8 protein-coding genes are annotated in these 12,470 nt (G+C 61.1%); 7 read left to right on the top strand and 1 reads right to left on the bottom strand.

The genetic code is table 11. The annotated features are described in order from the left end of the window. The first annotated feature begins 18 nt into the window (after positions 1-18). The 4 genes from J1G34_RS13730 to J1G34_RS13745 all read left to right on the top strand — a co-directional run bounded on the left by J1G34_RS13730 (position 19) and on the right by J1G34_RS13745 (position 5,856). Entirely contained in the window at positions 19-1,857 is a 1,839-nt protein-coding gene (locus tag J1G34_RS13730; protein WP_222994196.1) for a M48 family metalloprotease, read from the top strand. A gap of 44 nt (positions 1,858-1,901) precedes the next feature. Further along, positions 1,902-2,459 (top strand): helix-turn-helix domain-containing protein, encoded by a 558-nt coding sequence (locus J1G34_RS13735; RefSeq protein WP_222994197.1) that lies wholly within the window; start codon positions 1,902-1,904, stop codon positions 2,457-2,459. 11 nt (positions 2,460-2,470) lie between these two features. Further along, positions 2,471-3,817, top strand: a complete 1,347-nt coding sequence (locus J1G34_RS13740) for a glutamine synthetase family protein (RefSeq protein WP_128875593.1) — start codon at positions 2,471-2,473, stop codon at positions 3,815-3,817. Between the two features lie 179 nt (positions 3,818-3,996). Next, positions 3,997-5,856, top strand: a complete 1,860-nt coding sequence (locus tag J1G34_RS13745; protein ID WP_222994198.1) for a DUF3857 domain-containing transglutaminase family protein — start codon at positions 3,997-3,999, stop codon at positions 5,854-5,856. 72 nt (positions 5,857-5,928) lie between these two features. On the opposite strand, the gene J1G34_RS13750 is transcribed toward J1G34_RS13745, so the two are convergent. Beyond that, positions 5,929-6,822, bottom strand: coding sequence for a LysR family transcriptional regulator (locus J1G34_RS13750; RefSeq protein ID WP_122686715.1), 894 nt, complete (start codon positions 6,820-6,822; stop codon positions 5,929-5,931). A 129-nt stretch (positions 6,823-6,951) separates the two neighbouring features. On the opposite strand from J1G34_RS13750, the gene J1G34_RS13755 reads away from it, so the two are divergent. From J1G34_RS13755 to J1G34_RS13765, 3 genes are all read left to right on the top strand, one after another. Further along, positions 6,952-8,598 (top strand): GMC family oxidoreductase, encoded by a 1,647-nt coding sequence (locus tag J1G34_RS13755; protein ID WP_130138713.1) that lies wholly within the window; start codon positions 6,952-6,954, stop codon positions 8,596-8,598. Positions 8,599-8,663: 65 nt separating this feature from the next. After that, positions 8,664-10,286, top strand: coding sequence for an MFS transporter (locus J1G34_RS13760; protein WP_222994199.1), 1,623 nt, complete (start codon positions 8,664-8,666; stop codon positions 10,284-10,286). A 217-nt stretch (positions 10,287-10,503) separates the two neighbouring features. Next, positions 10,504-12,459 carry a DNA topoisomerase III gene (locus tag J1G34_RS13765; protein ID WP_065936105.1) on the top strand — a complete coding sequence of 652 codons (1,956 nt, stop codon included), beginning with the start codon at positions 10,504-10,506 and terminating at the stop codon, positions 12,457-12,459. The last annotated feature ends 11 nt before the right edge of the window (positions 12,460-12,470 follow it).

Here is a 12,470-nt window from a genome sequence, read left to right on the forward strand (position 1 = left end):
AGTGCCACGGATGGCTGCATGAACTTTTTTGAACATCAGGACCGGGCTCGCAGAAATGCGATCTATCGCGTGTTACTGGTGACCGTGATTGTGCTCACCCCCGCTCTATTCGGGGTATTTTTATCAACCTGGTTTGATGAGATTCATTGGTACGAACCCTTGCTTATCTCTGCGGTGATACTGCCGTTCATTGCGGCAGGGTACTGGTTCCAGGGCCGCAAGCTGAAAAAGGGCGGCAGCGCAATTGCAGAAAGCTTCGGTGGCGTACTGATCAGTGCGGAGCCGGTGGCGCAAGACAATCGTTGGCTGCTTGATATCGTCGAGGAAATGGCCATTGCTTCAGGCAGCCATGTGCCCTTGGTTTACATGATGAATCAGGGATGCATCAACGCCCTTGCCGCCGGCCGCACACCGAAAAACTCGGTCATCTGCGTGACCTTTGGCGCGACCGTCATGTTCAATCGTGAAGAAATGCAAGCAGTCATTGCCCATTTGTTCAGCCAGATTCACAACAATGACATGCGCTCCGATGCACGTATGACGGGAGTCTATCTAGGCGTCGCCTGGTTTACCCTGCTGCTTCTACCTGTCGCCGCCAGTGGCGTGATCGGCGCATCGTTGTTCTTCCTGGCAGGCGGCTGGGCTTACCTCACCTATTTCGCGATGTCGCGCGTCAACCGCCAACGCAAGTTCCTGGCTGACGCGACAGCTGCGCAGTTCACACGTCACCCGCAAAGCGTTGCCAGCGCACTGATGAAAATAGGTGGACACCCACCTTCATCGTTTCTGACGTGCTGCCAGGAGACAGAGAACTTCCTGCCGATGTTTTTCGCGGCGCCCTTCCGCAAATTCTCACAGCGATCCATTTCTCCTCATCCCCCACTCGCGAAACGAATAGCGCGGCTCTATCCCGAGTGGGATGGCGAGTACCCGGATGTTCCTCCGCTGGAAACCCTGATGGGCGACGATGAACAGGCCCAGGAGAATCGTCGCCGCTGGGAAGTCCTTGGCGCCGTCGCCATCGCTGCCAGAGGGCTGAACAGCACGCAAGAGGATCCCGCACAGCGTTATCAGACTCAAGCCACCCAGAGCATGATCCCCTATGAGGCCTGGTCGGTAGCGGGCGACCCTGCCGGCGCACAAGCCCTGATCTACAGCTTGCTGCTCTGCGTACAGCCGGCTCTGCGCGCGCGGCAACTTACGCTGCTGCAGGAAATCCTCGATCCACAAGTCGCCCACTTCCTGCCGGGGTTGGACGCACCTGTACGTGGGCTTGACCGCTATCTGCGCCTGTCGTTGTTGGACCTGTGCGTTCCGGCGCTCAAGCAATTGCCAGCCGACCAATACAAAGTGTTCACCAACACGGTGAGGAGCCTGGTTGCCGTCGATTCCCGCAGCCTTTTTGGGGGTTGGGCCTTGATCAACATACTCGATGCACAAGTGCTGCCCAAGCCCCCAATCAAACGCCGGTCCACACTGGAACAACAGGAGGACAACATAACGTTGCTGCTCGGCATACTTGCCCTCACAGGGCAAAGAAGCCAGGCACAGATTGAGCTGGCGTACTACCGCGCCTGTGATGTATTGCCCTTTTATACGGCGCCAATGAAGACACTGAAAGAAGGTGCAAGCCTGGATGCACTCGACAAACCGTTGAAAGGCCTGCAACAGCTTCAACCGGAAGATAAAGCGATCCTGATGGAAGCGGTCGCGGTCTGCATCGAAAACGACGGCCATATCACCCCCGAAGAAATCGAGTTGGCGCGCGCGATCGCCGCCATCCTCGATTGCCCGATGCCCGAAGGCCTGCAAACACCTCCGATTGCGGAGGACGAAGCGTCCCCATTGCCGGCATGAAATAATTCCTGTAATTTTTCATGAAATTATCTGACATATATTTCATGAGCCCTCAAGAAGAACTCGCCACCCTCGCCGCGTTGATCCACGACCTGCGCAAGCACAAGAAACTCACCCTCGCCCAACTCGCGCAGAAGATCGAGCGGTCGGTGGGTTTTCTGTCCCAGGTCGAGCGCGGCCTGTCGCGCCCAACCGTCGCCGACCTGACCGCCATCAGCCACGCCCTCGACGTCCCTACGACCTATTTCTACAGCCGGCCCAAACCCAGGGCGGTGGATTGGGTCACCCGCCCCAACGAGCGGCGCACGGTGTACTACGCCAATGGCATCACCGACATCCTCGTCTCGCCGAGCATGAACGGCGCGTTCTCGATGCTCGACAGCCTGTTGGCACCCGGCGCCAACAGTGGTGAACAGACCGTGAGCGACCGCGCCGAGCAGGCCGGTTTTGTGCTGGAGGGCGAGCTGACCCTGTGGGTTGAAGGTGAAGCCGATGCAGTCACCCTAGGCCCGGGCGACAGCTTCCATCTCGCCAGCTTCGCCCACTGCCGCTACGCCAACCTGACCGACCTGCCCGCCCGCGTGCTGTGGGTTTACAACTAGGAGCTGCACCCGTGAAAAGCCCCTCTGCAACCTTGCTGGCCGAAGTTCGGACCTTCCGCCAGAACCACCCCGATGTGCGCTACGTCGACCTGATCGCCCTGGACATTGCGGGGCATTTCTACGGCAAGCGCTACCCGGTGGACATGCTCGAGAAAGTCGCCGCCGGCAGCCCCTTGAAGCTGCCGCAGAACGCCGTATTGCTGGGGGCCCAGGGCGGGTTGTTCAAGATTGGCGACTACTGCTTCAACGACGGTGACCCGGACGCCAATCGGCGCCTAATTCCAGGTACGCTGAAGCCGGTGAGCTGGGAGTCGCAGCCGCTGGGGCAGATGCTGATCACCTCCGACGGCACCGAAGCGCCGATCGAATTCGAACCTCGCGAAGTCCTGGCCAACGTGCTGGAGCGCCTGCGCCTCAAAGGCATTCACCCGGTCGTGGCGTTTGAGCTGGAGTTCTACCTGTTCGACAAAAAGCTCGACAACGGCCTGCCGCAATTCCCCCGCGACCCGCTGAGCGACGATGCCGACGACCAGCCCACCCTGCATATCGAACGGCTGTCGCGCTTTGGCGACGTGCTGGACGACATGGCGCAAACCGCCACGGCCCAGGGCATCGATATCACGGTGATCACCGCCGAAATCGGCCCGGGCCAGTTCGAAATCAATTTCGGCCATTGCGACGACGGCCTGCGCGCCGCCGACTGGGCCGCCCTGTTCTGCCGCAGCACGCGCGGCGTGGCGCTCAAGCACGGCTACCGCGCCAGCTTCATGGCCAAGCCTTACCTGCAGTTTCCCGGCAGCGGCATGCATGTGCACGTCAGCCTGTATGACGGTGCGGGCAACAACCTGCTGGCGGCGCACCAGCAGCAACCGCTGCGCCACGCCGTGGCCGGTTGCCTGGCGTTGCTGCCCCATTGCATGCCGATCTTCGCCCCCAACCACAACGCTTTGCGCCGCCTCGGCGGTACGGTCAACGCCGCCACCCGAGCCAGCTGGGGTTTCGAAGACCGGGATGCGTGCGTGCGCATCCCCGAGTCAGACCCGCGCAATCTGCGTATCGAGCATCGCCTGGCCAGCGCCGACGCCAACCCCTATCTGGTGTTGGCGGCGATCCTCGCCGGTTTGGAGCATGGCCTCGAAGCCAGGCAGGACCCTATCGCGCCACTGAATGAAGACCGCAGCAGCGGCACCGATTTCCCCGTGGAAATGCTCGACGCCGTGCGCGCCATGCAACATCAGCAGGTTGTGCGCGACAAGCTGGGCGCGGAATTTGTCGATGTGTATTGCGAGAACAAGCGCCAGGATCACCTGGCGTTCCAGCAGGAAATTCATGCGCGGGAATATCGCTGGTTCCTTTAGCCAACGACGACGGGCGAAATGCGAAAGGCCTGACACACATCAAGGAAAGGCTCTAGAACGGGCCTTTCAGGCGAAAAAATTGTCGAACAATCCTGGCCTTGGCCGTTGAGAGCGATTATCATCCGGCGCCTTCTCACTACCCGTCGGGTAGTTGTTTCAATGTGTCACCCGAGGCGCCCATGTACCGTTTTTCGTTTCACCGCCCTTTGATTGCCATCAGCCTGGGGCTGGTTTCCCATACCGTCTGCGCAGCCCTGCAACCTGTCGCCGAAGCGCCACTGGCCAGCGACACCCAATTGCACTGCCACTTCAATCGCGACGCCAGTACCGACTGCACCACCACCGAGCACTACACCATTCTCAAGCCCAGCGGGCGCGAAATGCTCTCGCGCATCGACTTCGATTACGCCGAAGACGACCGGTTTGAAGTCATCAGCGCGCAGACAATCCAGCCTGGCGGCAAGCCCGTCAGCCTGAGCGCCCAACACATCGACACCCGCACTGCCCCTGGCTCCGAACATGGGTTTACGCGGGATAAACAGACCTCCCTGGCCTTTCCAAACCTTCGCGTTGGCACACAGATCAGCTACACGGTACGTAAATATCAGCCTGCACAAGCGCTGATATCCCAGTCTCACTACAGCCTCATGTTCGGTGCAGGCCCCATTCGCAGCGATCACTTCAAGGCGCGCTTTACTGCCGAAACGCCCATCCAGTGGCGCAGTGAATATTTCGAAGGATTTACCGTGACCCCGTCGGCCGACGGCAAGGCACTGGAGATTGTGCGCAAGGCCCCGGTTTACCGAAACTATATCAATGAGCCAGCCGACAGCGCGTACCGGCGTCAGGCGCATATCGAAGTGGGCAGCTCCCTGGACCGCCAGGCCTATTTCGGCGAATTGGCCCAACGCTACAAGCAGATACTCGATGCCGCCCTGCCCCCCGACAGCGCAGCGACCGTGGCCCGGGTTCGGGCCCTTCCACCCGGCGAACGGGTAGCCGCCCTGATGCAGCACATCAACGATCACTACCGTTACCTGGACGATTGGCGCGCGACGGGGCGTGGCTATATACCGTTCGACCTCAAGGACATCGAGGCCCATGGTTATGGCGACTGCAAAGACCTGGCGGTCCTGCTCAGCGCCATGCTCAACGCCAGTGGCATCAAGGCCGAGACCGCGTGGGTCAGCCGTGGCTACAGGGTGAACGCCTTGTTGATTCCCGGCCCCAACGCGCCAAACCATGTGATCGTTCGCGCCGAAGTGGACGGTCAGGTGTGGTGGCTGGACCCCACCAATCCGGTCTTCGCCCCCGGCCAGGTCATGCCCGATATTCAGGACCGCTGGGCATTGGTCAACAACGCCCAGGGACAGGTACGTGAAGACCACATTCCCATGGAGCGTCCGGAAACCAGCCTGCGCATGGACAAACAGGTGCACTACGACAAACACGGCCATGGCGCTACCCAGGCCACTATCACGTTCAGCCGCCTGCCGCTGATGCAACTGAGCGTCGCTGATCGCGAGCAGGGCACTACCGCTACCGATGAGGACATCTGCGCCAACTTCGGCAATGGCATCAGCGACTGCCGGATCACCCGTGAACCCACCGAGTTTGTGGTGCACGACGGCTACAGCGTCAGTGCACGGATGAACGATCAGCGCGCCCTGGAAAAGCTGGGCAATGATTACGTCTACACCGATCCGTCACTGCAAGATCGCTGGGAGAGTTACATCAATTACCGTCGTCAGGGACAACAGACCGACCTGTATCTGGGCAACCCTGAAACCTATGACTACACCTATACCCTGACAGGCGCCAAGATGGAAAAAGCCATCCCCGACTGCGCAGTGCGCTCGCCCTGGTACGACCTGGACTTGGACGGTAAACTGGAGGATGGCACGCTGCGCTATCACTATCGCCTCAGCCAGAAAAAGCGCTGGTTGACCCATGATGAAGTGGCCAGTGATGCATTCGGCAAGATGATTGACGAGGCTCGAGCCTGTGCCGAGCAGGTGCATCAGGTGGTGAAGCTCTAAATTCCTGCCTGACATAACAGGGTTCAAATGTGGGAGGGGGCTTGCCCCCTCCCACATTTCAATCAGGTTCCTTCAGTTGGATTCGCCAAGCAACAAACCCTGCTCCCGCGCGCACAACTCCACCACATAATCCCACAACACCCGCAACCGCACCGACTTGTGCAACTCCCGCCGCGAGCTGATCCAATAACTGCGCTGGATGCTCTCCCCCGGCAACAACGGCACTAACTGCGCATCGCCCGCCGCCATGAAACAGGGCAATACCGCGATTCCCAGGCCGGATCGCGCGGCCTGGTGCTGGGCAATCACGCTGGTGCTGTGAAAGACCACCTTGGGACTGCGACAAAAGCTGCTGAGGAATTTCAGTTCCTGGCTGAACAGCAGATCGTCGACGTAATCGATCCACGCATGGGCCGCGAGGTCTTCGCGTTTTTCAATCGGCGGATGACGCTCAAGGTAAGTGCGGCTGGCATACAGCGCCAGGCGGTAATCGGTGAGTTTGCGGGTCACCAACTGATCGACGCTGGGGCGTTCCAGGTGAATGCTGATTTCCGCTTCGCGGTTGAGGATGCTGACAAAGCGCGGCACCGCGACCAGTTCCACTTCCAGGCCGGGATAACGTTCAAACAGCCCGCCCATGCGACCGGCGAGGAACATCACCCCCAGGCCCTCCGCCACCCCCAGGCGAATCTTGCCCAGGGGCGCCGCACAATGGGTCAGTTCGTCTTCAGCCAGCAGCGCCACGTTTTCCATGGCTTCGGCATGTTTGAGCAGGGCTTCGCCGGACGGCGTAAGCTCGTAACCCTGGGCGTGCTGCACGAACAGCGCCGTACCGAGGCTTTTTTCAATGGCCTCGATATGCCGCGCCACCGTGGCGTGCGTGGTCTTCAAGCGTTGCGCGGCGGTGAGCAAGCGGCCGCTGCGCTGCAATTCGAGAAAAAACCGCAGGTCATTCCAGTCGAACATATCGCCTCCGTTGCGCAACCGTGGGCAGCGCTGTTTAAAAACGCACAGCAGCTGGGCAAAAACTAACATTTTTAAGACGAAAACTAACAACTAGGATGGAGCCAATAAGAAAAACAAGCGAGACCCCAGATGCCCACTGCAACTGCTGAATACGATTATGTGATCGTCGGTGCCGGCCCCGCCGGCTGCTTGCTGGCCAATCGTCTGTCCGCCAACCCGGCCCACCGCGTCCTGCTGCTGGAAGCCGGTGGTCGCGATAACTACGCCTGGATTCATATTCCGGTCGGCTACCTATTCTGCATCGGCAACCCGCGCACCGACTGGTGCTTCAAGACCCAGGCCCAGGCCGGCCTGCAAGGTCGCGCCCTGAGCTATCCGCGCGGCAAGGTACTGGGCGGTTGCTCGTCCATCAACGGCATGATCTATATGCGCGGCCAGGCCCGGGACTATGACGCCTGGGCGGCGCAAGGCAACCCGGGCTGGGCCTGGAATGACGTATTGCCGCTGTTCAAGCACAGCGAAAACCATTTCGCCGGCGATTCGCCATTCCACAGCGACGGCGGCGAATGGCGCGTCGAGCAGCAGCGCCTGCATTGGCCCATCCTCGATGCGTTTCGCGACGCAGCCGAGCAAAGCGGCATCGCCAACATCAGCGATTTCAATCAGGGCGATAACGAAGGTTGCGGTTATTTCCAGGTCAACCAGAAGGCCGGGGTGCGCTGGAACGCGGCCAAGGCGTTTCTCAAACCGGTCCGCCAACGGCCCAATCTGACGGTATTGACCGAAGTGGAGGTCGACCGCGTGGTGCTGGAAAACGGCCGTGCCTCCCAAGTGATCGGGCGCCGGCACGGCCAGCAACTGAGCTGGAAAGCCTGCAGGGAAATCGTGCTGTGCGCCGGTGCCGTGGGCTCGCCAGGCATCCTGCAACGCTCGGGTATCGGCCCTGCCCACGTGCTCAAACCGTTGGGCATCGACGTGGTGCATGAACTGCCGGGCGTGGGTGGCAACCTGCAGGACCACCTGCAACTGCGCCTGATCTACAAGCTGGAAAACGCGCGCACCCTGAACCAGATCGCCGGCACCGTATGGGGCAAGATGGGCATGGGCCTGCGCTACCTGTATGACCGCAGCGGGCCGCTGTCGATGGCGCCCAGCCAGCTTGGCGCGTTTGCCCGCTCCGGCCCCGAGCAGACCTCGGCCAACCTTCAATACCATGTGCAGCCGTTGTCCCTGGAGCGCTTTGGCGAACCGCTGCACGCGTTTCCGGCCTTTACCGCCTCGGTCTGCGACCTGCGCCCACACAGCCGCGGGCGCATCGATATCCGCTCTGCCAACCCGGCGGACGCACCGCTGATCCAGCCCAACTACCTCAGCCACCCCGAAGACCTGCGCGTGGCCGCCGACGCCATTCGCCTGACCCGGCGAATCGTGGCCGCGCCGGCCCTGAGCCGGTTCAAGCCGGTGGAATACCTGCCCGGTGACGCGCTGCAAACCGAAGAACAGTTGCACGAAGCCGCGGCGCGCATCGGCACGACCATCTTCCATCCGGTGGGCACCTGCCGCATGGGCGATGACAAGGACGCCGTGGTCGACGCACAGCTGCGCGTGCATGGCGTGCCGGGCCTGCGCATCGCCGACGCCTCGATCATGCCGCGCATTACCTCGGGCAACACCTGCTCACCGACGCTGATGATCGCCGAGAAGGCCGCGCAGTTGATCCTCTCACCGAACACAAGGAGCCTCGCCCCGCAGAGAGAACTGGTTCACGCAATCTGAATAGCGGCGCCGCACCCGGCGCCGACAGTGGAACAACAATAAATAATCACTGTGAGGGTTACCCGATGTCAGAACATGCTCAACCCCTGGGCTCGGCGATGGATGCGAGCACCGGCAACGACTCGAAGAAAGTCATTTTTGCCTCGTCCCTCGGGACGGTTTTCGAATGGTATGACTTCTTCCTCTACGGCGCCCTCGCGGCGGTGATCAGCAAGCAGTTCTTTGCCGGGGTCAACGACACCACGGCGTTTATCTTTGCGCTGATGGCATTCGCCGCAGGCTTCGTGGTGCGGCCGTTCGGCGCGCTGGTATTCGGCCGCCTGGGCGACATGATCGGGCGCAAGTACACCTTCCTCGTCACCATCATTCTGATGGGCGTGGCCACCTTTTGCGTGGGCCTGCTGCCGACCTATGCCAGCATCGGCATCGCCGCACCGATCATTCTGATCGTGCTGCGCATGCTGCAAGGCCTGGCGCTGGGCGGTGAATACGGGGGCGCCGCCACGTATGTGGCCGAGCATGCGCCTGCCGGCAAACGTGGCTTGCACACCAGCTGGATTCAATCCACCGCCACCCTCGGCCTGTTGCTGTCGTTGCTGGTGGTACTGGCCTGCCGTTACTTCACCGGCGACCAGTTCGAGGTATGGGGCTGGCGTATTCCGTTCCTGTTCTCCATCGTGTTGCTGGGCATCTCCACCTGGATTCGCATGAGCCTGCACGAATCGCCCGCGTTCCTGAAAATGAAAGAGGAAGGCAAGGCCAGCAAGGCGCCAATCCGCGACTCGTTCGGTAAGTGGGAAAACCTCAAGGTCGTACTGATCGCACTGTTCAGCATCAACGGCGGGCAGGCGGTGACCTTTTATGCGGCGCAGTTTTATGTGCTGTTCTTCCTCACCCAGTTCCTGAAGATGGACCCGGCCCTGGCCAACATGTTGCTGATCATCAGCGTGGTGATTGGCGCGCCGTTCTTCATCCTGTTTGGCTGGCTGTCGGACAAGGTCGGGCGCAAGCCGGTGCTGATGCTTGGCCTGCTGCTGGCGACTTTCCTGTACTTCCCGATCTTCAAGGGCCTGGCGCACTACACCAACCCGGCGATGGACCAAGCGAGCCGCCAGGCACCGATTACCGTGCTGGCCGACCCGGCCACCTGTACGTTCCAGTTCGACCCGGTGGGCAAGGCACGCTTTGACAGCCCGTGCGACAAGGTCAAGACCTTCCTGGTCAAGCAGGGCCTGCCCTACAGCAGCGTCGCCGCCCCAGCCGGCACGCCGGTACAAGTCAATGTGGGCGACGTCAGTATCGATGGTTTTGATGAAGCGGCCTTGCGTGGTGCAGTGACGCTGGCCGGCTACCCGAGTTCGGCGGACATGGCCCAGGTCAATAAGGTGATGGTGGTGGCGCTGATCGTGGCACTGATCCTGATCGCAGCCATGTGCTACGGCCCCTTGGCGGCGCTGATGGTGGAACTGTTCCCGACACGCATCCGCTACACCTCGATGTCGCTGCCCTACCATATCGGTAACGGCTGGTTCGGCGGGTTCCTGCCCACCGTGTCGTTTGCCCTGGTGGTGTACACCGGGGATATCTTCTATGGCTTGTGGTTCCCGGTGGTGGTGACCGGCGTGAGCCTGATCGTCGGACTGTTCTGTCTTAAAGAAACCCGGCATGTGGATATCGACAATAACTGAGTTGCCTTAAGCACTGCACATCCCCTGTGGGAGGGGGCTTGCCCCCGATGGCGGTGGTTCAGTCGATGTCTTCAAAACTGATACACCGCTATCGGGGGCAAGCCCCCTCCCACATTCATCTGTGGTGCCTACATAATTTGCTGTACATCCATACAGATAACAGTTGCTCAATTCGCTTTGACTAAGCATCCTGCAAGGCATCAACCAATACGATGTGATGACCATGCAGCTGTACCTCTGTGAAAAACCCTCCCAGGCCAAGGACATCGCGGCCGTGCTCGGCGCCAGCCGCCGGGGCGATGGATGCTGGCTGGGCAATGGGGTCACGGTCACCTGGTGCATCGGCCACCTGCTGGAAACCGCCCCGCCTGACGCTTATGACGCCAAATACAAGCGCTGGGTATTGGCCGACCTGCCGATCGTCCCGGAAAAATGGAAGATGCAGGTCAAGCCCAGAACCGCCAGCCAGTTCAAGGTGGTCAAGCGCCTGCTGGGGGAAGCCAGGGAACTGGTGATCGCAACCGACGCCGACCGCGAGGGTGAAATGATTGCCCGTGAGCTGGTGGAACATTGCCGTTATCGCGGGCCGATCCAGCGGTTGTGGTTGTCGGCGCTCGATGATGCCTCCATCCGCAAGGCCCTGGCCGCGCTCAAGCCCGGCGCACACACCTTCAACCTGTATCACTCGGCCCTGGGCCGCTCCCGTGCCGACTGGCTGATCGGCATGAACATGAGCCGCCTGTTTACGTTGCTCGGACGTCAATCCGGCTATCAGGGCGTATTGCCGGTCGGCCGCGTGCAAACCCCTACCCTGCGCCTGGTGGTCGACCGTGACCGCAGCATCGCCGATTTCATCCCCGTGGCGTATTGGGCCATCGACGTGGACCTGCGCCACCAAAGCATGACCTTCACCGCGCAATGGCGCGCCACCGACGATGCCTGCGATGACCAGGGCCGTTGCCTCAACCCGCAGCTGGCCCGGGACGCCGCCGACGCCATGAGCCACGCGGCCGATGCGCGACTGGTAAAGCTGCGCACCGAACGCATGCGCGAGGCCGCCCCCCTGCCCTTCGACCTCGGCACCCTGCAGGAAATCTGCTCCAAAAAGCTCGGCCTCGGCGCCCAGGAAACCCTGGATATCGCCCAATCGCTCTACGAAACCCACAAGGTCATCACCTACCCGCGCAGCGATTGCGGCTATTTGCCATTGAGCCAGCACAGCGAAGCGCCAAAGATTCTCGCCGCACTCGGCCGCGCGGATGCAGCGGTGGCCGAGTTGATGCAGCATATTGATCCCCAGCGCCGCTCACGCGCCTGGAACGACGCCAAGGTCAGCGCCCACCACGGCATCATCCCCACCGGGGCCGGCAAGGACGTCGGGCAACTCACCGGCAAGCACCGCGCGGTCTACACGCTGATACGCGCACGCTACCTGGCGCAATTTCTGCCCAACCATGAATACGACCGAACCCAGGCGGACTTCGACTGTGCAGGCCAGGCGTTGCGTGCCGTGGGCAAGGTCATCATCGAACCGGGCTGGAAACGCGCATTGCCCGAAGCCCTTGCCCCCGCCAAAGGTCGGGACGTTCCTGCTCCCCAAGCCTTGCCTATGCTGGTGCAAGGCCAGGACTGCGCGGTGGCAAGGGTCAACCTCAAGGACCTGTGGACCCAACCGCCCAAGCCTTTCACTGAAGGCGACCTGATCAAGGCAATGAAAAACGTCGCCAAGCTGGTGGAAGACCCACTGCTCAAGCAGAAACTCAAGGACACCACCGGCATTGGCACCGAGGCCACCCGCGCCGGCATCATCCAGGGCCTGCTGGACCGTGGTTACCTGGTGAAAAACGGCAAGGCACTGTCGGCCACCCCGGCCGCGTTCAGCCTGATCGATGCCGTACCCCGTGCCATCGCCGACCCCGGCACCACCGCCATCTGGGAACAGGCGCTGGATATGGTGCAAAGCGGCGAAATGAGCCTGGAAGAATTCGTCGCCAAACAAGCGGCGTGGATGAGCAAGCAGGTGGCTCGTTGCACTGGCATGCGCATGACCATCACCGCCGCTGCCAGCCCGGCAATCAAAGGCGCGGCGCCATGGAAAAACAAACGCAAGAGCGCGCCACGCAAGACGGCGACCAGCCCCAAACGGGCAAAAAGGCCGGCAAATGCCGGTTAAAACGCAAAAAA

This window comes from Pseudomonas sp. Wu6 (assembly GCF_019891515.1).
Classification (GTDB): Bacteria; Pseudomonadota; Gammaproteobacteria; order Pseudomonadales; family Pseudomonadaceae; genus Aquipseudomonas; species Aquipseudomonas orientalis_A.

What these genes read in the sequence shown, in the direction of transcription:
- J1G34_RS13760 (WP_222994199.1), top strand. Translation starts at nt 8,664, where the DNA reads ATGTCAGAACATGCTCAACCCCTGGGCTCGGCGATGGATGCGAGCACC.
- J1G34_RS13765 (WP_065936105.1), top strand. Translation starts at nt 10,504, where the DNA reads ATGACCATGCAGCTGTACCTCTGTGAAAAACCCTCCCAGGCCAAGGAC.
- J1G34_RS13750 (WP_122686715.1), bottom strand. Translation starts at nt 6,822, where the DNA reads ATGTTCGACTGGAATGACCTGCGGTTTTTTCTCGAATTGCAGCGCAGC.
- J1G34_RS13745 (WP_222994198.1), top strand. Translation starts at nt 3,997, where the DNA reads ATGTACCGTTTTTCGTTTCACCGCCCTTTGATTGCCATCAGCCTGGGG.
- J1G34_RS13730 (WP_222994196.1), top strand. Translation starts at nt 19, where the DNA reads ATGAACTTTTTTGAACATCAGGACCGGGCTCGCAGAAATGCGATCTAT.
- J1G34_RS13735 (WP_222994197.1), top strand. Translation starts at nt 1,902, where the DNA reads ATGAGCCCTCAAGAAGAACTCGCCACCCTCGCCGCGTTGATCCACGAC.
- J1G34_RS13755 (WP_130138713.1), top strand. Translation starts at nt 6,952, where the DNA reads ATGCCCACTGCAACTGCTGAATACGATTATGTGATCGTCGGTGCCGGC.